The sequence below is a fragment of the Streptomyces sp. NBC_00122 genome, from assembly GCF_045160845.1.
Lineage (GTDB): Bacteria > Actinomycetota > Actinomycetes > Streptomycetales > Streptomycetaceae > Streptomyces.
The window spans coordinates 130,914-151,597 of sequence record NZ_CP108192.1; the positions used below are offsets into that span (position 1 = coordinate 130,914).

Genomic DNA, 20,684 nt, shown 5'->3' on the forward strand with positions numbered 1-20,684 from the left:
CTCAAATGTAATTGATGGAAATCAAGGCAACGGAGCATGTCTAACAGCGGACTTTCGGCCAGGACAACGGTGGTTGCAGAAAGCTGCCACACGGCCCCGGCGGCAGATCAGCCGCGTGCTAGCGTCGGAACATGACCGACATGAAGGCTCCGCAGGGTCTCGTCATCGACCACTACATGCCGGACTGGCATTTCCGGGAGCGGCATTGGGTGAAGGTGAGCGCGCCGCCGGAAGAGGTGCTTCGGGCGGCCCGCGAGATGACGTGGCGCGAGGCGCCTGTGGCCCGCTTCCTCCTCGCGTTCACCCGGAACAAACTGCGACCCGAGGGCCGGGTGCTCGACGACTTCGCGATGGGCGGGGACACCGTACTGGAGCTGGCCGAAGCCGAGTTGGTGTACGGGGGGATCGGTTCGCAGGCCGGCCCGGTGCGCCCGGACCGGCCCATGGCCGAGGTGTTCCGCGACTACGCCGCACCGGGCTGCACCAAGGTGGTCTTCACACTGCACCTCGCCGGTGGAATTCTCTCCACGGAGACCCGGATATGGGCCACTGACGAGGAGACCCGACGCCGTTTCGGACACTACTGGAAGGTGATCCGAATTCCCAGCGGAATGATACGTATCGCTTTGCTTTCCGCCATCAAGCGCCGGGTCGACGTCCGCCCGGCGGGCGAGTCGCGTCAGCCCTGAGCGTCCCGTACGACTTCGATGAATCGGCCCGCCGTCGAGTTGCGGTAGAAGTCCTGGGTGGTCACCTTCGGCAGGCCCTGTTCCCGCATTTCGCGGAGCACCCGGATGACCAGCAGCGAGTTCCCGCCGAGTTCGAAGAAATTGTCCTTCGGTGTGACGTCCGCGTTCAGGGCGTGGCCCCAGAGTTTCAGGATCTGCGCGGTCAGCGGGTCATGGCCGTCGGCGCTGCCGTCCCCGGCCGAAGCGGCGCGCTGTCCGGCGGGGGCCGCGGCCGGGGCCGGCAGGGCCGCCGTGTCCACCTTGCCGTTGATGGTCAACGGGATCGCGGCCACCTCGGTCAGCGACGAGGGGACCATGTAGGCGGGCAGCACCCCCCGCGCGTGGGCCAGTACGTCCGCCGTGGCGGCGGGTCCGCGCAGGGCCACGTACGCGTCGATGCGGGCGGTCGCCGCGTCGCCGGGGGTGTCGTGGTTGAGGATGGTGGCCGCGCCCGCGACGTCGGGGTGGCTGAGCAGCACGTTGCGGATCTCGTCCAGCTCGATGCGGTGGCCGCGGACCTTGACCTGGCTGTCGAGCCGGCCGAGGTGGTCGAGGCTGCCGTCGGGGCGCAGCCGGCCCCGGTCACCGCTGCGGTAGAGGCGGCCGCCGCCGTACGGGTCGGTGACGAAGCGCTCGGCGGTCAGTTCGGGCTGGCCCAGGTAGCGGTCGGCGACTCCGGCGCCGCCCACGCAGATCTCGCCCGCGGCGCCGACCGGCAGCAGCCGGCCGCGCGGGTCGCGGACGGAGAGGGTCCAGCCGGGCAGCGCGCGGCCGACCTTGCGGCCGGCGGCGAGGACGTCGGCCGGGGTCACGGTGTGGGCGGTGACGTGCACGGTGGTCTCGGTGATGCCGAACATGTTCACCAGGCGGCAGTCGGTGGGCGAGTGCCGGGCGAACCAGGGGGCGAGCATCCGTACGTCGAGCGGTTCGCCGCCGAAGACCACCAGGCGCACGGCGAGGCCGGCGGACGTGCGCCGGTCGGCCTCGACGACCTGGGCGAAGGCGGAGGGAGTCTGGTTGAGCACGGTGACGCCCTCGCGGACGAGCAGGCCGTGGAACAGCTCGGTGTCGCGGGTCGTCCAGTAGTCGACGACGACCAGGCGGCCGCCGGTGAGCAGGCAGCCCCAGATCTCCCAGACGGAGAAGTCGAAGGCGCTGGAGTGGAAGAGGGTCCACACGTCGTCGGGGCCGAGCCGGAAGTCCTCGCGGGTCGCCTCGATCAGGGCGGCGACGTTGCGGTGCGGGACCACGACGCCCTTGGGGCGGCCGGTGGAGCCGGAGGTGTAGATGACGTACGCGGGCGCGGAGCCGTCCTCGGGGCGCGGGGCGGCCGTGGGACCGTCGGCGGCCGTGGGCCCGCCAGCGGCCAGGGCGCGCAGCGCGTCGGGGCCGATCACGCGGACGCCCTCGATGGAAGGGAAGCCGTCGCCGTTGGCGACGACCACGGCGGCGCCCGCGTTCAGGGCGGTGTAGCGCAGCCGCTCCTCGGGGTAGCGCAGGTCCATGGGCACGTAGGCGCAGCCGGCCTTGAGGACGCCGAGGAGGGTCACCACCAGGTCGGCGTCGCGTTCGAGGGCGACGCCGACCATGGCGCCGGGGGCCACGCCCAGGGCCCGCAGCCCGGCGGCGGTGCGCTCGGCGCGGGCGTCGAGTTCGGCGTAGCTGAGGCTGGTGCCGCCGGCGGTCAGGGCGGTCGCCCCGGGGCGGGCGCGCACCACGTCGGCGAAGAGTCCGTCCAGGGTGCGCCCGGCGGCCTCGGCGCTGCCGACGGCGGGTGTGACGCCGAGGCGCAGCACCTGCGCGGTCTCCTCGGGCGTGAGCAGCTCGATCGTCTCCAGCGGCCGGTCCGGGGCCTGGGCCAGTTGGTCCGCGACGTGGGCGACGTGGGCGGCGAACCGTTCGGCGACGTGGGGCGCGAGGTCGCCGCGGTCGTGGCGCAGGGTGCCGGTGGCCGTGCCGTCCGGGTGGCGCACGAAGTGCAGCACCGCCGGCAGTACGGGGGCCAGGTGCGGCAGGCGCCGCTGTCCTGGTCGGCCGTCCTCGACCAGGACGCCGATGCCGGCGAGGGTCAGCGGGGCGCCGTCGTAGGTCTCCCAGCGGGCCTGGAGCGCGGCGGCGTCCAGCGTCTCGTCGAGGGCCTCGCCCGCGCCGTACCGGGCCAGGACCAGCGCGGTCGCGGCGGCGAGCAGGGCGGGGTCGGCGGGCAGGCGCTCCGGCAGCGGGACGGGCACCTCGGCGGTGCGCCCCACCTCGGCCGCGTCGCCCAGACCCCATTCGAGGGCGGGCCGGTCGCCGGCCGGGAGCCCGGCGGCGGCGCCGTCCCGCCCGAAGGTCAGTGAGGTCCCGTCGAGGGTGAGGCCGTGGCGTGCCACCAGCACCAGGTCGCCGTCGCCGTCGCGGTAGCGCAGCAGTACGGCGCGCAGCGGCAGTCCGGCGCCGCGCAGCGGGCGCTCGGCCTCCCGCCGGGCCCGGGCCGCGGCGGCGGGGTGGGCGGCGTCCAGGGAGAGCTGCTCCTCCCACAGGCGCAGGTCGGCCAGTTCGGGCCAGGCCGGTGCGGCTCCGGCGCGCAGGCGCCGCTCCAGCTCCGCGGCATCGACCGGGCCCGGCATCCGGACCACCAGGCTGTGGCAGGACGCGGCCTGACTTCTCGACATGGTCGGACTCCTGACGTACGAGGGGGAGAGGAGGGTCAGCGGGCGCTGAAGCCGCCGTCGACGGTGAGGGTGGTCCCGGTGACCTGCCGGGAGTCGTCCCCGGCGAGCCAGAGGGCGGCGCCGGCGATGTCCTGGGGTTCGATGAGGGCGTTCATCGGCTGGGACTGGACGAATATCTCCTCGTGCTCGTCGACGGCGACGTCGAGCGAGCGGGCGATCTCGGCCAGCATCCGGCCCTCGTGCAGCGGGTCGTCGCGCACCGATCCGGGGCACAGGGCGTTGACCCGGACCCGGAAGGGCGCGTAGTCGAGGGCGGCGGCCTTGGTCAGCCCGATCAGGCCGTGCTTGGCGGCGACGTAACCGGCGAAGTGGCGGTAGCCGACGAGTCCGGCGGTGGAGGCGACGTTGACGACGCTGCCGGAGCGCTGTTCGACCATGGCGGGGACGAGGGCCTTCATCATGCGCCAGGCGCCGGTGAGGTCGATGCCGACCATCAGCTCCCACTCGTCCTCGGCGATCTCGTGTACGGCCTTGCCCGACGGCGCGGCGATGCCGGCGTTGTTGAGCAGGACGTCCACGGTGCCGAAGCGGTCCAGCGCCTGTTCGGCGACGGCGTCCACGGCGCGCGGGTCGCGGACGTCCGCGACGGCGGTGTGCACGGCGGCGCCGTGCGCCCGGCAGAGCTGCGCGGTGTGCTCCAGCTGGCTCCCGGAGCCCAGCGGGTACGGCACTCCGGCCAGGTCCCCCGCGACGTCGACCAGGACGAGGTCGGCTCCTTCCGCGGCGAAGCGGACGGCGCAGGAGCGGCCGAGGCCGCGGGCCGCGCCGGTCACCACTGCCGTCTTGCGCCCGAGGCGGGCGGAGGCGGCGGTCATGACCGCAGGTCCGCGGCGACGGCTTCGAGCAGCGGCAGCGGCGACTCGGTGAGGTACATGTGGCCGCCCCGCGGTTCGACGAGCCGGAAGGCGGCGGTGGTGGCCCGGCGCCACTCCTCGGCCTGCTCCCGGGTCACCAGGTGGTCGTCCGTGGCGCGCAGCGAGGTGACGGGGGTGCGCAGCGGCGCGTCGGAGACGGGCTTGTAGTTCTCGTGCATCTCCACGTCCGCCCGCAGGATCGGCAGCAGCAGCTCCCGCATGTCGGGGTCGGCCAGCGCGTCGTGCTCGTAGCCGGCGAACTCCTGCACCCGGGCGAGGAAGCCGTCGTCGTCCAGGCCCGTCGCGCGGCGGGTCCGGCCGGTCCAGGGGCCGGGCGAGCCGCTGACGAAGAGGTGGGTGAACTCGACGGCCGGGTCCTGCTCCAGGCGGCGGGCGACCTCGTAGGCGAGCACCGCGCCCAGGCTGTGGCCGAAGAGCGCGACGGGCCCGTCACCGGCCAGTTCGGCGACGCGCGGGGCGAGGGCGTCGGCCGCGTCGTGGGCGTCGTGGAACGGCTCGTCGAGGAAGAGCTCCTCGCGGCCGGGCAACTGGACCGGCACGATGCGCGGCGCGTCGGCGGGGAGGTCTTTCCAGGCGCGGTAGAAACCGGCGCCGCCCCCCGCGAAGGGAAGGCACACCAGGGAGTGGGTCATGAGCGGCATCGCTTTCTGGGAAGCTGCGTGAGAGCCACGCTTTCATCGGCTCCGGACATGGGCAACGGGCGTTGCAGATTGCTGCCAACGCCCGTTGCCCGCCGCCCGGCGGGGGATGGTCAGGCGGCGTTCATGGCGTCGGCCAGGGACTTCGGGCGCATGTCCGTCCAGCTCTCGTTGATGTGGTCGAGGCAGGCCTGGCGGCTGTCCTCGCCGTGCGCCACGGTCCAGCCGACCGGGACCTCGGCGAAGGCGGGCCAGAGGGAGTGCTGGTTCTCCTCGTTGACGAGGACCAGGTAGCGGGCGTCGTCGTTCTCGAACGGGTTCGTGGCCATGGCCGGTTCTTCCTTCGGTGGGTGTACGGGTATCGGAGGGGTCAGGCGGCGCGGGCGTTCAGCTGCTCGACGAAGGCGGACAGCCGGTCGACGCCCCAGAACTTGTCGAATCCGCTGATGAAGAAGGGGACGCCGAAGACCCCGTCGCGGTGCAGGGAGTTCAGCGCGGTGATGCCGAGCTCGCGGATCGCGGGGTCCTCGTGGGCCAGGGCGAGCACCTGCGGGTCCAGGCCCAGGGTCCTGGCGATGCGGCGCATGGTGTCCGGGTCGGAGATGTCCTCGCCGAGCTCCCAGCGGGCGCGGTAGGTCTCGGCGATGAACTCGGGTCCGGCGCCGAGCCGGTCGGCCGCGAGGTAGGCCAGGTGGGAGACCTCCCAGCGCGGGGCGGGATCCACCGGCCACACCATGTCCAGGCCGCGGGCCCGGGCGAGGCGGCGGACGTCCTGGAGGATGTAGAGGTGTTTCTCCTTGGACATCGGGACGTACGGCAGCGTGATGTTGCTGCGCTCCAGTTCGTCCAGGGCCGGCTCGTCCGGCTCCCAGAACGGCAGCCAGTCGATCCGGCCGGCCACGTCCGGGTGCCGGTCCACCAGGTCCCGGTAGGCCATCCAGGAGTAGGGGCTGCGGAAGGAGAAGTACCAGCGTGGTCCGCGTCGTGCCATCACGCCTCCAACGGTTTCGTGCGGGTGTTCAAGACGGTCTCGGTCGTGCGTGGTGGGTCAGATGGTGATGCCGCCGTCGATCTGCAGGACGGCGCCGGTGACGTAGGCGGCCCGGTCCGAGACGAGGTAGGCGACCAGGTCGGCGACCTCCTCCGCGGTGCCCATGCGGCCCAGCGGGATGGAGGTGAGTGCCTCCTTGCGGGCCTTGTCGTTCATCTCGGCGACCATGTCGGTCTCGATGAAGCCCGGGGCGACCGCGTTGACGCGGATGCCGGCGCGGCCGCTCTCCTTGGCCAGCGCGCGGGAGAAGCCGATGATCCCCGCCTTGGAGGCGGAGTAGTTGGTCTGGGTGCGGTGGCCGTAGACCCCGGCGACCGAGGAGATGTTGACGATGGCGCCGCCACGGCGCTTCATCATGCCGAAGACCACGGCGCGGCAGACGTGGTAGACGCCGTCCAGGTTGGTGTCGATGACCTGGCGCCACTGCTCGTCGTCCATGAGGACGAGCGGGTTGTCCCGGGTGATGCCGGCCGCGGTGACCGCCGCGTCGACCGGGCCGAGCCCGTCCTCGGTGGCCTCGATCCAGGCCCGTACGGCGTCGCCGTCGGCGACGTCGGCACGGGTGCCGACCACGCGTACGCCCAACTCCTGGCCGGTCTTCTCCAGGCTGCGCGCGGCGTCCTCGTCCGAGCGGTAGCAGAAGGCGACGTCGAAGCCGTCGCGGGCCAGCGCGCGGACCGTGGCGCGGCCGATGCCGCGCGAGCCGCCGCTGACGAGAGCCACCCGGCTCGTGCTGTCCGACATGATCTGTCTCCTCAGACGCTTGCCGGGCGCAGGGCCGCGGCGGGGCGGAAGGCCATGACGATGCGGCCCACGGTCATGACCGTCTCGCCGGCCGAGCGGGTCTCGCCCTCGAACAGCAGGGTGTCGTCGACCTTGCGGTCGAGGCGCACCCGGTGCTCCAGGACCTCTCCGGGCAGCACCGGCCGGTGGAACTCGACGCCGGTCATGCCGCCGAAGAGCATCACCTGCCCGTCGAGGACGTCCGGGTTGGGGTCGTCCCAGGTGGCGAGGGCTCCCGCGGACTGGCACCAGGACTCCACGAGCAGCGTCGCCGGGTAGGCGAAGTCCTCGTCGGGGGTGTCCGCGCCGAACCGCTCGTACCAGGGCTCGTTGCAGGTGACCGCCTTGAGGGCGATCAGCCGCTCGCCGGGGACGACGTCGACGACGCGGTCCACCAGCAGCATCGGGAAGCGGTGCGGCAGCCGGGCTCGGATGTCGCGCTGGCCGATCATGCCGCCGCCTCCCGGCCGGTCGCGGGCAGGGCGTAGCGCAGCCGGACGGCGGCGGCGGGGCCGCGGCCGGTGGTCAGCTTGGCCCGGCACTGCCAGTCGCCGGCCGCGGTCGGCTTCCACTCCATGGCGATGTCCACCCGGTCCCCGGGGAAGACGGGCCCGGTGAAGCGGGTGGACTCCACGGCGGCGAGCGACGCGCCCTTGGCCTCGGCGGGCAGGGTGGCCTGGGCGCCCTGGCAGGCGCACTCCACCAGGCAGACCCCGGGGAAGATCGGGAAGCCCGGGTAGTGGCCGGGCAGCACGGTCTCGGTGTCGGCCACCGTGAAGCGGGCCGCGAGGCTCGGCCCGCCGTCGGCCGGCAGCACGTCGACCGCGCCGCGAAGTGGGCTCGCGGCGGGCATCAGGCGGCCTGCGCGGCGTCGAGCCTGCCGAGCAGGACGTCGTAGGCGCCCTGCAAGGTGGCGATCTGCTTGAGGTCGGACTCCGGCAGCTTGACGGCGTACTTCTTCTCCAGCACGACGACGATCTCCAGCGCCATCAGCGAGTCGACCTCCAGGTCGTCGACGAAGCGCGCGTGGTCGGTCACCTCGGCGATGTCGACGTCCAGCACCTGCGCCACGATGGCGCGCAGTTCTTCCTTCTCCAGCACGGGTTCGGGTCCTTTCGGGAGGGCGGGCTCAGCGCAGGCCGAGCAGGGCGCAGCCGACGGTGCCGGTGCGGTCCACGGAGGTGATGACGCCGATCCGGCCGGCCGTTTCGGCGGGACGGTCCTCGGCGTACGAGAGCAGGGCGGCGGCCTGGAAGGCGGCCGCGGCGGCGCCGGTGTCGCCGATCAGGCCGCTCGGCGTCAGGTCGGCGGGCCCGGGCTCGCCGAACACCTCCCGTACCGCGTCGGCTTCGCCGCGGCCCTCGCGGCCGGGGGCCCCGGACCGGGCGACGGCGGCGACCTGGCCGGGTTCGACGCCGGCCCGGCGCAGCGCCGAGCGCAGGCAGGAGACGAGGGCGGGGCGGGTGTCGCCGTCGAGGACGACGCCGAGTTCCACCGCGAGGAGTTCGGCGAGCACGGGCTGGCCGGGGTCCTCGGGGGTGTGCGGTTCGACGAGCAGCATGGCGCAGCCCTCGCCGAGCGCGGGGGCGTCCTCGGTGCCCGGGTCCGCGCTGTGGTGCTCCAGCCAGGCGCGGGCCTGGGAGAACTCCTCGGCGGCGCCGCACAGGACGGTGCGGGCCCGGCCCGCACCGAGCAGCCGGCGCGAGTAGTTGAGGGCGTGCAGGCCGGCGGTGCGGCCGCCCGCGATGGTGGCGTTGGGGCCCTTGAGCTGGTACCAGATGGCGCTCTGGCCGGCCGCGCAGTTCATGACGGTGTTGGGGAACCGCGCCGGGTCGACGAAGAAGGGCTGCTCGCCGGTGAGGGAGTCGCGGGTGAAGTCCATCATGGACTGGGCGCTGCCCGTGGTGGTGCCGAGCGCGAACGCCGCGCCCTCGCCGGTGCCGACGGCGCGGTTGCGCTCGGCGTCGTCCAGGAGGGATCCGACGGCGGTGACCGCGAGGCCGGTGACCCGGTCCATCGAGCGGGTGCCCTTCTTGCCGAGCACCTCCCGGATGCCGAACGCGGGCACGACACAGCCCACGCCGTCCGGAACGGTGCCGTGCTCGGGGCCGAGTTCGGTGACGGTGGCGCGCCGTTCCCGCAGTCCCTCGGTGAACGCGGCCCTGCCGATGCCGTACGGCGACACGGCCGACCAAGCGGTGATCACCGGACGTCCGGCGCCCGTGGTGAGGGTGGTCATGACCGTCACCTGTTCCTTTCCGTTGTCGGATGTACGTGACGAACGCGGCGCAGCGGCGCCGGGTTCAGAGGAAGAGGACCATCCGGTAGTCGGTCCACCGCTCGGCCGTCTCTCCCGGGCGGGTGAGTCCGATGCCCTCGATCAGCGGGTGGGCCGAGCCGAGGGCCTCGATGTCGGGTTCCTCCACCCAGACCCGGACGCCCACGCCGAGCAGGGTGCGCAGCCCCTCGCGGGGGTCGCTGAGGGTCTCCACCGTGCGGTTGCCGATGCGCAGGGCGGGCACGGGGCCCGCGTCCACGGCGTAGGACACGGCCGAGCCGCGCAGCAGGATGTCGAGGCCGCCGAGCTGCCGGTGCAGTTCGGTGGCCAGGTAGAGCTCGTCGAAGAACTGCTTCTCGAGCGCGCCGCGGTAGCCGCGCTCCACGATGGCCAGCACCCGGTCGTCCATCAGAGCACCCCCAGGTGCAGGGTCTTGTCGGCGGCCGCGACGTTGGCCGCGTATCCGGCCGGCGGCCGGAGCACCACCTGGGGCAGGTGCTCCGCCGCACCCCGGTCGTCGCTGCAGAACCGGCATCCGTACCAGTACAGCCGGTCCGGGTACGCGGCGAGCAGTTCCTCGGCCAGCGCGGCCGTGGAGGGGTAGTCCCGGTTCCAGTCCGCCATGTTGCGCGGCTTGTCGGGTCCGAGGACGCGCTGGGTGAGCAGGGTGGCGTAGCCGCACGTCCACACCTGTACGGTGGCGCCGCGCTCCAGAAGGGCCTGGGTCAGCCGCAGGGCGCTGGTGACCTGGTCCGACGCGTGGGGGGCACCCATCAGGGTGATGAGCACGTCAGTGTGCGGAATCTTCCTGGCCATCTAGTGCCACACCACCCGGACGGCCGGATCGAGGATCCAGCCCGCCACCACGTCCATGCCGACGACCGACAGTTCGGGGCGCAGGTCCGCCGTGTCGAGGCCGTGCTGGGCCAGCGAGAAACTGTCCGCGGCCAGCACCCCGCCCTCCTTCTGGAACCGGTCCAGGTCGCTGTCGCTGCCGGGGACGGCGAGCACGACCCCGTCCTGGACCAGGAAGAGGAGCGCCGACTGTCCGGTGAGCACCTGCGTGACGGCGTCGCGCCGGAAACCGGCGTCCCGCGTCACGCGGCCCTGGCTCTCGATGAGCAGCAGCCGGGGGGTGCCGCTGTCCCAGATCTCGCTCACGCCTGCGGCGCTCCGCTGATCGCGTCGACGACGCGCTGGTCGAAGTTGACCAGGCTCCAGTCGCGGCGGTTCTCGATGACGGCGTAGCCGTGGACGATCCGGCCGGTGGCGGTCTTGACGAGCTTGCCGTCGCGCAGCACGTAGAAGTCCATGCGCGAGGTGTAGGTGAAGTCCTTGAAGACCTCCTCGACGGTGTAGACCGTGTAGAGGTCCTCCTCCATCAGCGCCTCGTCGAGGATGCGGATGTCGGAGCGGGGCACGACCGGGATCCAGCGGCGGTCGTCGAGCAGCGTCTTGATGGAGATGCCGCGGTCGGCGACGAAGCGGTCCTTGCCCTCCTCCATCAGGCGCAGGTAGCCCGACATCTGGATGCGCTCGGTGAAGTGGCAGTACGGGTACGGGATGTTCCACTTCCAGGCGTACGCGTTCTGCCCGGCGGTCAGCGAGGCGAGGATCTCCTCCTCGGCCGGGGCGGCGCTGCCAGGCTCGCGCTCCAGGTCGTCGCCGAGGGTGGCGACGGCGAAGCGGGCGAGCTGCTCCGGGACCTCGCCGGCGGCCTCCAGGTAGGTGTCGACGCGCAGCGAGACGCGGACCTTGGAGGTGACGGCCTTGAGGGTCTCGCCGCCGCGCTCGAACCGGATGGTGACCTTGAAGCCGATGGTCCCGTCCTCGTCCTTCGTCCAGGGCACGACCTCCGCCTCGGCGACGTCGTCCATGTGGAAGGCGTGCAGGATGCGGGAGTCGATGGAGACCAGGTCCAGGCCCAGGCCGTGCTCCTCGTACAGGGCGCGGGCGGCGAGCCCGGACTGCCGGAAGTGGTCCAGGACGGCTTCCTCGACGAGGTAGTTGACGTGCTTGAAGCCGATCCAGGTGCAGATGTTGGACCCCTCGTAGCGGGGGCGCACCAGGGTGGTGGTGTTGGTGGTCAGCAGCGCCTTGACGGCGGTGTCCGTGACGAGGGTCATCGCTGGAGCTCCAGGGCGTTGGGAAGGGCCATCCCGCGCTGCGGGGCGGGGCCCAGGGTCGTGTGGACGAAGCCGCTCACCACGGCGGCGAAGTCGCCGGCCGCGTCGAGCATGGGGAAGTGCCCGCTGCCGGGCATGACGTGCGACACCGCGTCGGGGAGGGCCCCGGCGAGCGCCACGCCCTCCTCCGGGCGGGCGGCGAAGTCGCTCTCGCCGACGACCACCAGGGTGGGGACCGTGATCCGGCCCGTTTCCAGGGTGGGCGTGCGCAGGTACAGGTCGAAGAAGCGGAACCAGCCGTACGGGCCGACCCGGTCGCGGACCCGTTCGCCCATGGCCTGCTGGATGTCGGCCGGAACCCGGCCGCCCGAGTGGGCCCGGATCCCTTCCTCCATGATCAGGTGGAAGTCGTTGAGGTAGTAGCTGATGGTGTTCCAGTCGAACTGGTCGGCCCGGCCCCGGTAGAAGGGCGACACCAGGACCAGGGCCCGGATGCCGAACTGGCGCAGGGCGTCGACACCGCCGCGCATCTTCTGGTCGAGCAGGTCGAGCAGCACGTTGGCCGCCATGGAGTGGGCGACCACCACCTCGGCCCCGCCCGGCACCGCCTCCAGCGCCTTGGCGAGCCAGCCCCGCAGGTTGGGCTGCTCGTTCCACTCGGCGATGGTCTCGGTGCGCCACGGCAGCCGCGCGGTCCACAGCTGGTAGTTCTGCGGCAGCTCCGGGAGCGTGCGCTCCCAGACGGTGTCGTTGGCGGCGAGACCGTGCAGCAGCAGGACGCGCGGACCCGTGCCCTCGGTGCGCCGTTCGACGGCGACCGGACGCAGGTCGATGTGGGTGTTCATGAAGGGTTCCTCCCGGCCGCTCACGCCGCTTCGGGCGCGAACAGCAGCAGATCGGCGCGTGCGTCGTCGGTGGAGGTACCGGTCACGGCCTGTACGGGTCCGCGCTCGCCGGCGTCGAACCAGCCGACGGCGGCGGCGACCTGGAGCAGACCGGACGCCCCGGAGGCCGTGCCGAAGTGCGCGGGCAGCGCCCAGCGGCGCCCGCGCGGGCCCGGCTCGCCCGCGCCCCGGTGGTAGGGGCCGAGCACGGCCCGTACGGTCGCGGCGCGCTCGGCGGCCGCGGCCCGGGACTCGACCACGAGGGCCGCGCCGCCGTCGACCGCGCGGCCGCCGCCGAGCAGGCGGCGCACCACCTCGTTGTCGGGCTCGACGCCGAGCACCAGGACCCGCTCGGCCCGGCCCGCCGTGATGACGGTGGCCGCCCAGTGGACGGCGTCCAGGCCCGAGGTCTCGCCGTTGCAGACCATCAGGTTGGGGCCGCGCAGCCCGTAGCGGATGGCCGCCGAGGAGGCGATGACGTTGCTGGAGGCGTTGGGCAGGTCCATCGGGCTGGTCGCCGTGACGGTCTCCTCCCGGATGGTGTCCAGGGCCCGGGCGACGGTGTCCAGGTTGCCGAAGTTGGAGCTGGCGACCACGCCGACGCTCGCGGCGGGCACCGTGAGCCCGTCCTTCTCCTCGCCGAGCAGGCCTGCGTCGCGCAGCGCGGCGGCGGTCAGCGCGTAGCCGAGCTGGGTGGCCCGGTCCTTGTAGCGCAGGCCCTTCTTCCCGACGTGGGCGGCCGGGTCGACGGGTGCGCCGCCCTCGGCCGGTCCGTCGGCCAGGGCCCGCGCGCTGTCGGTGCCGGGCAGCAGTACGGCGGCTCCGGTGACGACCACGCTGGTGTCGGTGCTCCGGGCGGTCTGTGTCGTCATCGGGATCCCTCCACCATGGCAACGGCGTTGATGCCGCCGAATCCGAAGGCATTGAGCTGCGCCACCTTCAGCGGCCGGCCGGTCGCGGCCTGCCCCGTGACGAAGCGGAACGGCGCGGCCTCCTCGACCGGTTCGTCCAGGCCCACGGTCGGCGGCACCCGCCCTTCGTTCAGGGCCTGTACGCCCATGATCAGGTTGATCAGGCCGGACGCACCGGAGGTGTGCCCGGTCATGGACTTGACGGCCGTCATCAGCGGGCCGGAGGCGTCCTCGCCGAGCACGTCGGCCAGCGCTGCGGCCTCCGCCTCGTCGTTGAGCAGGGTGCCGGTGCCGTGCAGCATCACCAGGTCGATGTCGGACGGCTTGACGCCGGCCATCCGGTGGGCGGCGCGCATGGCCTCGGCTATGCCCTGCGGAGAGGGCGCGGTGACGTGGAAGGCGTCGCAGTTGACGGCGACGCCGCGCAGCCGGCCGTGGACCTGGGGCGCGCCGTCGTCGCTGCGGCGCAGCACGATCGCGGCCGCGCCGTCGCCCATCAGGACGCCCGTACGGTTGCGGTCGAAGGGGCGCACCCGGTCGGGCGGCGTCGGGTGGACGCGCTCCAGCAGCCCGTACATGGACTCGGTCAGCACGTCGACACCGGCGACGATGACGGTGTCGGGCGCGTCCTCGCCCTCCTGGCTCAGCAGGTCGGAGCCGAGGGCGAGCGCGTACAGCGAGGCCGAGCAGGCGTTGGAGAAGGTGTGCGTGACATCGGCGTTGAAGCGCTCGCGCAGGCCGGTGCCGAAGTGCAGCCCGGAGTCGGCGAACGGGGAACCGTCGCGCCACCACAGCTCGAAGGAGCGCAGTTCGCGCAGGCCGGTGCCGACCAGGATGGGGATCCCGCTGAGGTCCTCGCCGAGCCCGGCGTCGGCGGCGGCCTGGGCGATCGCCTCGTGCAGCAGGCGGCTGGCGCGGGCCGGGACGTCCTCGCCGACGGCTGGTCGGTCGTCGACCTCGTAGGCGTGCTGGGCACGGAACCGGGTGCGGTCGAAGCCGCGCAGCTCGGCGCGTCCGCTGACGCCCCGGCACAGGTTCTCGAAGAGTTCACCGACACCGGAGCCGGTGGCGGCGACGACGCCCATCCCGATGATGGGACGGCTCATCATGACGCCTCCTTGATCGCGTCGTACCGGCCGAGCAGGACCGCCGCGTTGTTGCCTCCGAAGGCGAGACCGTTGTTCTGGACGATCCGCAGGTCGGCCTCGACGGCCTGGTTCGGCACGCAGTCGACATCGCACTCGGGGTCGGTGGTGACATGGTTGATGGTGGGGGGGATGAAGCGGTTCTGGATGGCCAGGGCGCAGCCGATCGCGCCGAGGGCGCTGGCGGCGCCCATGCTGTGGCCGAGCATCGACTTCATGGAGACGGTGCGGGGAGGCGTGTCTCCGAAGACCTGGCGGATGGCGCCCGCCTCGGTGATGTCGTTGGCCTTGGTGCCCGTGCCGTGCGCCGAGATGAGGTCCACCTCGTGCGGTTTCACGCCCGCGTTGTCCAGGGCGAGCCGCATCAGTTCGGCGACGCTGTCGCGGTCGGGCGCGACCTGGTGGTGGGCGTCGCAGTTGAGCCCGTAGCCGAGGACCTCGGCGTAGATGGTGGCGCCGCGTTCCAGGGCGGAGTCCAGGCGCTCCAGGACCAGTACGCCCGCGCCCTCTCCGGTGAGGATGCCCTTGCGGTCGATGTCGAAGGGCTGGCACCGGTCGGGGGCGATGGTGCCCAGCCGGTAGAAGCCCGTGAAGGTCTTGCGGCACATCGCGTCCGCGCCGCCGCAGAAGGCGAACTCGGCCTCGCCCGAGCTGACGGCGTCGAAGCCGTAGCCGATGGCGTAGTTGCCCGCCGAGCAGGCGGTCGGGATGGTGAGCGCCTCCACGTCGGTCAGGCCCAGTTCCTGGGCGATGGCGACCGACAGCCGCCCGGCCGGCACGCGCCGGGCGGCCGTGGGGTCGAAGGTGCCCACTCCTTCGGCGAGCTCCCCCGCGACCAGCTGGTCGAGGTCGTAGCTCTCGCCGTCCGTGGTGCCGATGGAGATCAGCCCGCGCCGGGTGCGCAGCTGCGTCAGATCGAGTCCCGAGTCCTCCAGGGCCATCCGGGCGGCCGCCGCCGAGAACTGCGCGGCCCTGCCGAGCTGTTCCACGTCAAGCGTGCTGATCCAGTCCCGCGGGTCGAAATCCGTGATCTCGCACCCGTTCGCGTGGGCGAAGCCCTCTGTGTCAAACACGGTGATGGGCCGGGCACCGCTGCGGCCCTCGCGGAGTCCCTGGAGGAACTCCTTCGCGCCGAGTCCTATGCTGGACACCACTCCCAGTCCGGTGAGAACCACCCGGTGCCGCTCCGGCCGGATCCGGCCGGTGCCACGCTCTGCCGCCGTCATGGCAACCTCCCAACCGCCGCAGCGGGATCGACTACCAGTTGGCCGGCTCCGACACGACCTCGTAGACGCCCTTGAGGTTCACCATGCGGGGCAGCTCGCTCTGGTTGATGACGATGCCGAACTCCTTCTCCAGGGCGGCCAGGATCTCGATGGCGCGGAGCGAGTCGGCGTCGTGGTCCTCCTTGAAAAGGCTGACCTCGGTGACCTCGTCCTCCTCGATCTCGAGAATGTCGCAGACGATTTCCTTGATGGTTTCGAGACGCTCGTCGCGCGTAGCAGTCGTCACGCTTTTTCTCCTTCTCGGATGTGCCTGCGCATTCGCGCGGCACAGTTACTCGCACTGGAATGGTGCGGTGGCGGGTTCTTTTCTCACAACGACGGGTGCAACAACCTGCCATCGCCGCCGCTGAATTCAGGATCCGGCGTATTCCGCCGGGTGGAGCTCCCCCGGAACCCGCAGCAACGCCTCGGCGAGGGAGGCGGCCGCGTCCGCCGCCGAGGAGCCCAGCAGCCGGTCGGGAGTCGTGGGCATGCGGGCCGCCCGGCCGGTCAGCACGAGGGCCGCGGCCGACGGCCCGGCCCCGGAGCGGACGGGCACGGCGTAGGAGATGGCGCCGGGCGCCATGGGGTCGGGTCCGTACGCCCAGCCCCGGCGCCGTACGCCGGAAAGGTGCACGGCGGAGAAGCGGGCGCGCAGCAGCGCCTTGTACAGCTCCTCGGGCTCCTCCCATGCGTACAGCACCTGCGCGGCGGGCCCGGCGGAGGCCGGGCGGGCGGCGCCGACGGGAGCCGCGTCGGCCACCGCCGTGCCGTCCACGGAGGAGGCGACGCAGACCTGCAGGCCGCCGCGCCGGCGGTAGAGCCGGGCGTCCAGTCCGGTGTCGGCGTGCAGTTCGGCCAGCACCGGGCCGGCGGCCGCCGCGAGGCGGTCGTGGCGGGCCTCGACGGCGAGCGTGCCGAGCCGCGGGCCGAGCACGAAGCGGCCCCTCAGATCGCGGGTGAGCAGGCCGAGCCGGTCCATGGCGATCGCGATCCGGTAGGTGGTGGGGCGCGAGAGACCGCTGTGCGCGACCAGCTCGACCAGGGTGGCCGGCCCCTTCTCCACGATCTCCAGCAGGACGGACGCCTTGTCCAGCACGCCCACCCCGCACATCGGCCTGGGCCTTGCCGCGGTGCTCACCGCTGCGCCACCAGCCGTGCGCGGATGTCCCCGATGAGCGCCGCCCGCTGGTCCACCAGGTAGAAGTGGCCGCCGGGCAGCACCTTCAGCTCGAATCCGCGCGGGGCGAGTCCGGACCACGCGGCGACCTCGTGGGGCGCGACGTCCGGGTCGCCGTCGCCGACGTAGCCGACGACCGGGCAGGGCAGGGCGGTGCCGGGCCGCGCGGTGTAGCGGGCGACGGCGGTGAAGTCGCCGCGGATCGCGGGCAGCACCAGCTCGCGCAGGGCCGGGTCGTCGAGGAGGGCGGAGTCGGTGCCGCCCATCCGCCTGATCTCGGCGACGAGCTCGTCGTCGGTGCCGAAGGCGGCGGTGCGCGGGGTGAGCAGGTGCGGGGCCTTGCGGCAGGAGACCATGAGCAGGGCGGGCGCGGCCTCGTACCGCTCCGCGAGGCGCAGGGTGATCTCGTACCCGAGGGTGGCGCCCATGCTGTGGCCGAAGATCGCCAGCGGGGCGTCCAGGTAGGGCGGGAGTTCGTCGGCGATGGCGGCGGCGAGCCGCTCCAGCTCCGTCCAGGGTTCCTCGGCGATGCGCTCCTGACGGCCTGGGTAGCGTACGGCGAGCACCTCGACGTCGTCGCCGAAGGCGTGTCCCCAGTCGTGGTAGAAGCTGGCGGAGCCGCCGGCGTGCGGCAGGCAGAGCAGCCGCATCCGGGGCGCGGCCCCGGTGGCGAATCTGCGCAGCCATCTGCTCTCGGTGCCAAGTGGCATGGTGCGTGGTCTCCTTGTGGGCGTGGCGGGCGGTGGTCAGGCCGCGGCGGCCGGGCTGTCCAGGGACACCACCTCGGTGCCCGGGGCGATCCGGCGGATCAGCCCGGCCAGGGTGCGTCCGGGGCCGAGCTCGACCAGGCGGCGGCAGCCGAGCGGGCCGACGAGGGTGCGCACGCTGGGCTCCCACAGCACCGGCGAGGTGAGCTGGCGGGTGGCGAGGCCGGGCCAGTCGGCCCCGCCGCCGTACGCCTCGGCGTCGGCGTTGGCCACGACCGGCAGGTGCGCGGGGGCGAACGGGGTGTGTTCAAGGGCGGTCCGCAGGCTGTCGGCCGCCGCGGCCATGTAGGGGCTGTGGAAGGCGCCGCCCACCGTGAGGCGGATCATCTTGGCGCCGATCGAGGGGGCTTCGGCCTCGATGCGGTCGATGCCCTCGGCGGATCCGGAGACCACCGTCTGGCCGGGCGCGTTGACGTTGGCGACCCATACGTCGGGGCCCTCGGCGCGGACGCGGCTGGCGAGTGCGGCGACCTCGTCGAGCGGGGCGGCGACCAGGACGCCCATGGTGCCCGGCCGCTCCTCGGCGGCGTGCCGCATGGCCCGGCCGCGGACGGCGACCAGCGCGGCCGCGGCCCCGACGGTCAGCGCGCCGGCGGCGGTCAGGGCCGCGTACTCCCCGAGGCTGTGGCCGGCGCAGGCGGCCACCGGGCCGCCGAGCGCGTCCCGGCGGACCGCCTCGGCGTGGGCGACGACGGCGACGGTGAACACGGCGAGCTGGGCCAGGTCGGTGCGCCGCAGCCGGGCGTCGGACGTGTGCAGCAGCAGGCGCGGGAGGTCTTCCCCGGTGACGTCGGATATCTCCTCGGTGATTTTCCACGAAGGGGTGTCCCGCCAGGGCTCGCCCATTCCCTCCCGCTGCGTTCCCTGCCCTGGAAACACCAGACCGGTCTGCCTCTGATCCATGGATCCGCCTTCCGCACCGAATTCACCGGGTGCCCGGGGATCCGCCGTCGCGCGTTTCCCGCGACGTACGGATCCCCGCGCGCCGGTGGCATGCAGGTCGGGGGTGTCTCCATGCCACCGGGAAGGAGTTCGAGAGCTCGCCGGAGCCCGAATCCCTTTCCTGGCGCCATACAACGGGGGGCACCCGGCGGGCGGCAACAGGGGTTTCAGGAAGCTGCCAGCGGACCTCGCGCGGGCGGCGCCACGGCAGGAGACGGCACGGAAGGTGTCTGCATGTCAGGTGACGGTACGGCCCCGGGAAGGGGTCAGGCCCGGGGGCCGGCGCCGGGCGGCCCCGCCGCTGGCAGGAGTCCGAGCTCGGCGGCCCGCACTCCCGCCTGGAAGCGGGACTGGGCGCCGAGCAGCGCCATGATCTCCGCGACATGGCGCCGGTAGGTGCGCACCGAGACGGTGAGCTCCCGGGCGGCCACCTCGTCGGTGACGCCCGCCCGCAGCGCGCCCAGGATCTGCCGGGCCAGCGCGGCCCGGTCGCGGTCGCCGAAGACGATCCGCTCTCCGGCCGGCACGGCGTTGCGCCAGATGCTCTCGTAGAGGGTGCCGAGGGTGTTCAGGATCTCGGGCGCCCTGATCATCGACGCCCGTACGCCGGCCGCCGACTCGGCCATCACCAGGGCCGCGGTGCCGTCGACCAGCAGCGCCTGGAGCGGCGGGACCCGGGCCACCCGGATCGCCACCGGCCGCTCGAGCGCGAGCTGTTCGCGCACGAAGTCCTCGTCGATCATGGCCGGGCTGGTCAGCAGCCGGACCGACACCCCTTCGCCCGCGGTGTAGATCAGGCGCCGTTCGGCCTGCTCCCGGCGCGGCGACTCCTCGTCCGCTCCCGGGAGCCGGGAGTCCACGATGTCGATGCTCCGCACGGCATCCCGGATGATGTCCCCCGCGGCCCGCAGTACCGGCCCGTAACCGCCGTCGACCGTGGTGATCTGCTGGGCCCGCAGACTGCGGTCCCGGTGGATCGCCACGGTCGACTCGATCAGGGCCCGTACTTCCAGGAGCGCTTGTTCCAGTTCGTCCTCAGCCCCGTTGGGCATGTCTCGCTCACCATTCCCCGTTGGTGTTCATATCGCCCTGCGGCCCGCCGCAGCGGGCCGCAGTCTTCCCCGTGTCGCTGCCCGGCTACTCCGTCAGCAGTCTCAGTTCCACTGCCCGCACTCCGGCCTGGAAGCGGGAGGTGGCGCCCAGTTCGCGCATGATCTCGGCGACATGGCGCCGGTAGGTGCGCAGCGACACGTTGAGCTCGCGGGAGGCGGCTTCGTCGGTCTGGCCGTCGCGCAGCCGCTCCAGGATCCGGCGGGTGAGGTCGCTGCGCAGCTTGGGGCTGAGCGCCAGGTGGTCTTCGAGCCTGCGGCTGCGGGACCAGGCACCGGCGAAGAGCAGTTCGAGGGCGCGTACCGCCGCGGGGTCGTGGACCAGGGTCGCCTGGCCCGTTGCGTTGCCGGCGGCCGCCCGCACCAGCGCCGCCGCTCCGTCGACCACCACGATGTCGCGCAGGTCGGCTCCGGACACCCGGACCTCTAACTGTCCGGCGCAGTCCCGGGTGAGCGCGGCGAGCGACTCGTCCGCGACGTCGGGCGCGCACAGCAGGCGTACCGCCAGGCCCGGTTCGAGTGTGGTCAGCGCCTTGCGGGCGATCCGGTGGAAGGCGTCTGCGCTGGTGACCGCGACGCAGACCGCGTGGCGGGCGCCGCGGACGAGTTCCTCGACCGCTTCCGCGACCACGGCCACGTCCGTGTGCGGGGCCGCGGGGCCCTTGGCCGGGCGCCTCCGGTTGAGGGAGACGGTGGACTCGATCAGGGCCCGGGCCTGGAGCAGGGTCTGTTCCACATGCGCGGCGTGGTCCGTCGGCGGCGTCTCGTCCAGTTCTTTCACCACTTCTTTCGCCCAAACGACCCGATCACGGCACCGATCACCGACTTCCCCCTTGACTCACCATGATCTGCCGCCGCCGAACCCCAAGTTTCAACTATTTAGTCGAGAAATCTCAGGCGTCTTTCGAGCAGCGCGCAGGACCCGACCCTAGTTCGCCGGTTCGGAACCGGTCAACAAGATCCCCGGCGAAACATCAGACAGTCCCGGCATATGTCAACCCCTCATTTATTCCGCCCCCCGGGAGGGAATTATCCAGCGCGCTGGCAACAAGCTGCCCCCGTGACCCGGAAGGAAATCCGCCCCTTCCGCTTCCACTACCGGACGCGATTTCGCCATCACCGTCCGTGGCGACGATGTCCGGTTGCGGCCAACTGTGCGCAGCGCGAGGCGGCCTCAAGTGGCCTTCGAGCCTACTGTGAAGCCCGTGACAACAAGCCACACGGGGATGATCGAATTCACCGACACGCCGCTCTTCGAATCCACCGACGCGGTGGTGTGGTGGTGGCC

General features: G+C 72.6%; 25 protein-coding genes. 1 reads left to right on the top strand and 24 read right to left on the bottom strand.

Annotated elements, in window-relative coordinates; translation table 11 throughout:
* The first annotated feature begins 131 nt into the window (after positions 1 to 131).
* Entirely contained in the window at positions 132 to 689 is a 558-nt protein-coding gene (locus OG737_RS34490; protein WP_328930651.1) for a hypothetical protein, read from the top strand.
* On the opposite strand, the gene OG737_RS34495 is transcribed toward OG737_RS34490, so the two are convergent.
* From OG737_RS34495 to OG737_RS34610, 24 genes are all read right to left on the bottom strand, one after another.
* Positions 680 to 3,382, bottom strand: coding sequence for a non-ribosomal peptide synthetase (locus tag OG737_RS34495; protein WP_331723495.1), 2,703 nt, complete (start codon positions 3,380 to 3,382; stop codon positions 680 to 682). The two genes, OG737_RS34490 and OG737_RS34495, sit on opposite strands and share 10 nt — an antisense overlap.
* Positions 3,383 to 3,417: 35 nt before the next feature.
* The gene (locus tag OG737_RS34500; RefSeq protein ID WP_328930653.1) at positions 3,418 to 4,257 is read right to left on the bottom strand and encodes an SDR family oxidoreductase; all 840 of its coding nucleotides are present in this window, start codon (positions 4,255 to 4,257) and stop codon (positions 3,418 to 3,420) included.
* The gene (locus tag OG737_RS34505) at positions 4,254 to 4,949 is read right to left on the bottom strand and encodes an alpha/beta fold hydrolase (RefSeq protein WP_328930654.1); all 696 of its coding nucleotides are present in this window, start codon (positions 4,947 to 4,949) and stop codon (positions 4,254 to 4,256) included. The genes OG737_RS34500 and OG737_RS34505 overlap by 4 nt, the downstream gene beginning before the upstream one ends.
* Positions 4,950 to 5,068: 119 nt before the next feature.
* Positions 5,069 to 5,284: an MbtH family protein gene (locus OG737_RS34510; protein WP_331723497.1), complete on the bottom strand. Its 216-nt coding sequence runs from the start codon at positions 5,282 to 5,284 to the stop codon at positions 5,069 to 5,071.
* Positions 5,285 to 5,325: 41 nt separating this feature from the next.
* Complete coding sequence (locus OG737_RS34515; RefSeq protein WP_328930656.1) at positions 5,326 to 5,946, bottom strand: DsbA family protein; 621 nt, start codon at positions 5,944 to 5,946, stop codon at positions 5,326 to 5,328.
* 57 nt (positions 5,947 to 6,003) lie between these two features.
* On the bottom strand, positions 6,004 to 6,750 hold the full coding sequence (fabG, locus tag OG737_RS34520) for a 3-oxoacyl-[acyl-carrier-protein] reductase (RefSeq protein WP_331723498.1): 747 nt from the start codon (positions 6,748 to 6,750) through the stop codon (positions 6,004 to 6,006).
* Between the two features lie 11 nt (positions 6,751 to 6,761).
* The gene (locus OG737_RS34525) at positions 6,762 to 7,241 is read right to left on the bottom strand and encodes a beta-hydroxyacyl-ACP dehydratase (RefSeq protein ID WP_328930658.1); all 480 of its coding nucleotides are present in this window, start codon (positions 7,239 to 7,241) and stop codon (positions 6,762 to 6,764) included.
* Positions 7,238 to 7,642, bottom strand: coding sequence for a hypothetical protein (locus OG737_RS34530; protein ID WP_328930659.1), 405 nt, complete (start codon positions 7,640 to 7,642; stop codon positions 7,238 to 7,240). The genes OG737_RS34525 and OG737_RS34530 overlap by 4 nt, the downstream gene beginning before the upstream one ends.
* Positions 7,642 to 7,890, bottom strand: coding sequence for an acyl carrier protein (locus OG737_RS34535; protein ID WP_328930660.1), 249 nt, complete (start codon positions 7,888 to 7,890; stop codon positions 7,642 to 7,644). The genes OG737_RS34530 and OG737_RS34535 overlap by 1 nt, the downstream gene beginning before the upstream one ends.
* A gap of 28 nt (positions 7,891 to 7,918) precedes the next feature.
* Positions 7,919 to 9,028 carry a beta-ketoacyl synthase N-terminal-like domain-containing protein gene (locus OG737_RS34540; protein WP_328930661.1) on the bottom strand — a complete coding sequence of 370 codons (1,110 nt, stop codon included), beginning with the start codon at positions 9,026 to 9,028 and terminating at the stop codon, positions 7,919 to 7,921.
* A 64-nt stretch (positions 9,029 to 9,092) separates the two neighbouring features.
* A complete protein-coding gene (locus OG737_RS34545; protein ID WP_328930662.1) occupies positions 9,093 to 9,476 on the bottom strand; it encodes a hypothetical protein in 384 nt (127 codons plus the stop codon).
* Positions 9,476 to 9,883 (bottom strand): hypothetical protein, encoded by a 408-nt coding sequence (locus tag OG737_RS34550; RefSeq protein WP_328930663.1) that lies wholly within the window; start codon positions 9,881 to 9,883, stop codon positions 9,476 to 9,478. Before OG737_RS34550 ends, OG737_RS34545 begins: the two co-directional genes overlap by 1 nt.
* A complete protein-coding gene (locus tag OG737_RS34555; protein ID WP_328930664.1) occupies positions 9,884 to 10,228 on the bottom strand; it encodes a hypothetical protein in 345 nt (114 codons plus the stop codon).
* Positions 10,225 to 11,193: a hypothetical protein gene (locus OG737_RS34560; RefSeq protein WP_328930665.1), complete on the bottom strand. Its 969-nt coding sequence runs from the start codon at positions 11,191 to 11,193 to the stop codon at positions 10,225 to 10,227. Before OG737_RS34560 ends, OG737_RS34555 begins: the two co-directional genes overlap by 4 nt.
* The gene (locus tag OG737_RS34565) at positions 11,190 to 12,038 is read right to left on the bottom strand and encodes an alpha/beta hydrolase (protein ID WP_328930666.1); all 849 of its coding nucleotides are present in this window, start codon (positions 12,036 to 12,038) and stop codon (positions 11,190 to 11,192) included. The genes OG737_RS34560 and OG737_RS34565 overlap by 4 nt, the downstream gene beginning before the upstream one ends.
* Positions 12,039 to 12,058: 20 nt before the next feature.
* Positions 12,059 to 12,949: a beta-ketoacyl synthase N-terminal-like domain-containing protein gene (locus tag OG737_RS34570; protein ID WP_328930667.1), complete on the bottom strand. Its 891-nt coding sequence runs from the start codon at positions 12,947 to 12,949 to the stop codon at positions 12,059 to 12,061.
* On the bottom strand, positions 12,946 to 14,097 hold the full coding sequence (locus OG737_RS34575; RefSeq protein WP_328930668.1) for a beta-ketoacyl synthase N-terminal-like domain-containing protein: 1,152 nt from the start codon (positions 14,095 to 14,097) through the stop codon (positions 12,946 to 12,948). Before OG737_RS34575 ends, OG737_RS34570 begins: the two co-directional genes overlap by 4 nt.
* Positions 14,094 to 15,359, bottom strand: coding sequence for a beta-ketoacyl-[acyl-carrier-protein] synthase family protein (locus OG737_RS34580; protein WP_328930669.1), 1,266 nt, complete (start codon positions 15,357 to 15,359; stop codon positions 14,094 to 14,096). Before OG737_RS34580 ends, OG737_RS34575 begins: the two co-directional genes overlap by 4 nt.
* A gap of 31 nt (positions 15,360 to 15,390) precedes the next feature.
* Positions 15,391 to 15,645: an acyl carrier protein gene (locus OG737_RS34585; protein ID WP_328930670.1), complete on the bottom strand. Its 255-nt coding sequence runs from the start codon at positions 15,643 to 15,645 to the stop codon at positions 15,391 to 15,393.
* A 126-nt stretch (positions 15,646 to 15,771) separates the two neighbouring features.
* Positions 15,772 to 16,539, bottom strand: a complete 768-nt coding sequence (locus OG737_RS34590) for an IclR family transcriptional regulator (protein ID WP_405922476.1) — start codon at positions 16,537 to 16,539, stop codon at positions 15,772 to 15,774.
* Positions 16,536 to 17,288 carry an alpha/beta fold hydrolase gene (locus OG737_RS34595; protein ID WP_328930672.1) on the bottom strand — a complete coding sequence of 251 codons (753 nt, stop codon included), beginning with the start codon at positions 17,286 to 17,288 and terminating at the stop codon, positions 16,536 to 16,538. Before OG737_RS34595 ends, OG737_RS34590 begins: the two co-directional genes overlap by 4 nt.
* Positions 17,289 to 17,324: 36 nt before the next feature.
* Positions 17,325 to 18,248, bottom strand: a complete 924-nt coding sequence (locus tag OG737_RS34600) for an ACP S-malonyltransferase (RefSeq protein WP_331723500.1) — start codon at positions 18,246 to 18,248, stop codon at positions 17,325 to 17,327.
* Between the two features lie 305 nt (positions 18,249 to 18,553).
* A complete protein-coding gene (locus tag OG737_RS34605; RefSeq protein ID WP_328930673.1) occupies positions 18,554 to 19,339 on the bottom strand; it encodes a LuxR family transcriptional regulator in 786 nt (261 codons plus the stop codon).
* Between the two features lie 85 nt (positions 19,340 to 19,424).
* Positions 19,425 to 20,177: a helix-turn-helix transcriptional regulator gene (locus OG737_RS34610; protein WP_328930674.1), complete on the bottom strand. Its 753-nt coding sequence runs from the start codon at positions 20,175 to 20,177 to the stop codon at positions 19,425 to 19,427.
* Between the last annotated feature and the right edge of the window lie 507 nt (positions 20,178 to 20,684).

What these genes read in the sequence shown, in the direction of transcription:
- OG737_RS34490 (WP_328930651.1), top strand. Translation starts at nt 132, where the DNA reads ATGACCGACATGAAGGCTCCGCAGGGTCTCGTCATCGACCACTACATG.
- OG737_RS34495 (WP_331723495.1), bottom strand. Translation starts at nt 3,382, where the DNA reads ATGTCGAGAAGTCAGGCCGCGTCCTGCCACAGCCTGGTGGTCCGGATG.
- OG737_RS34500 (WP_328930653.1), bottom strand. Translation starts at nt 4,257, where the DNA reads ATGACCGCCGCCTCCGCCCGCCTCGGGCGCAAGACGGCAGTGGTGACC.
- OG737_RS34505 (WP_328930654.1), bottom strand. Translation starts at nt 4,949, where the DNA reads ATGACCCACTCCCTGGTGTGCCTTCCCTTCGCGGGGGGCGGCGCCGGT.
- OG737_RS34510 (WP_331723497.1), bottom strand. Translation starts at nt 5,284, where the DNA reads ATGGCCACGAACCCGTTCGAGAACGACGACGCCCGCTACCTGGTCCTC.
- OG737_RS34515 (WP_328930656.1), bottom strand. Translation starts at nt 5,946, where the DNA reads ATGGCACGACGCGGACCACGCTGGTACTTCTCCTTCCGCAGCCCCTAC.
- fabG (WP_331723498.1), bottom strand. Translation starts at nt 6,750, where the DNA reads ATGTCGGACAGCACGAGCCGGGTGGCTCTCGTCAGCGGCGGCTCGCGC.
- OG737_RS34525 (WP_328930658.1), bottom strand. Translation starts at nt 7,241, where the DNA reads ATGATCGGCCAGCGCGACATCCGAGCCCGGCTGCCGCACCGCTTCCCG.
- OG737_RS34530 (WP_328930659.1), bottom strand. Translation starts at nt 7,642, where the DNA reads ATGCCCGCCGCGAGCCCACTTCGCGGCGCGGTCGACGTGCTGCCGGCC.
- OG737_RS34540 (WP_328930661.1), bottom strand. Translation starts at nt 9,028, where the DNA reads ATGACCACCCTCACCACGGGCGCCGGACGTCCGGTGATCACCGCTTGG.
- OG737_RS34545 (WP_328930662.1), bottom strand. Translation starts at nt 9,476, where the DNA reads ATGGACGACCGGGTGCTGGCCATCGTGGAGCGCGGCTACCGCGGCGCG.
- OG737_RS34550 (WP_328930663.1), bottom strand. Translation starts at nt 9,883, where the DNA reads ATGGCCAGGAAGATTCCGCACACTGACGTGCTCATCACCCTGATGGGT.
- OG737_RS34560 (WP_328930665.1), bottom strand. Translation starts at nt 11,193, where the DNA reads ATGACCCTCGTCACGGACACCGCCGTCAAGGCGCTGCTGACCACCAAC.
- OG737_RS34565 (WP_328930666.1), bottom strand. Translation starts at nt 12,038, where the DNA reads ATGAACACCCACATCGACCTGCGTCCGGTCGCCGTCGAACGGCGCACC.
- OG737_RS34570 (WP_328930667.1), bottom strand. Translation starts at nt 12,949, where the DNA reads ATGACGACACAGACCGCCCGGAGCACCGACACCAGCGTGGTCGTCACC.
- OG737_RS34575 (WP_328930668.1), bottom strand. Translation starts at nt 14,097, where the DNA reads ATGATGAGCCGTCCCATCATCGGGATGGGCGTCGTCGCCGCCACCGGC.
- OG737_RS34580 (WP_328930669.1), bottom strand. Translation starts at nt 15,359, where the DNA reads ATGACGGCGGCAGAGCGTGGCACCGGCCGGATCCGGCCGGAGCGGCAC.
- OG737_RS34595 (WP_328930672.1), bottom strand. Translation starts at nt 17,288, where the DNA reads ATGCCACTTGGCACCGAGAGCAGATGGCTGCGCAGATTCGCCACCGGG.
- OG737_RS34600 (WP_331723500.1), bottom strand. Translation starts at nt 18,248, where the DNA reads ATGGATCAGAGGCAGACCGGTCTGGTGTTTCCAGGGCAGGGAACGCAG.
- OG737_RS34605 (WP_328930673.1), bottom strand. Translation starts at nt 19,339, where the DNA reads ATGCCCAACGGGGCTGAGGACGAACTGGAACAAGCGCTCCTGGAAGTA.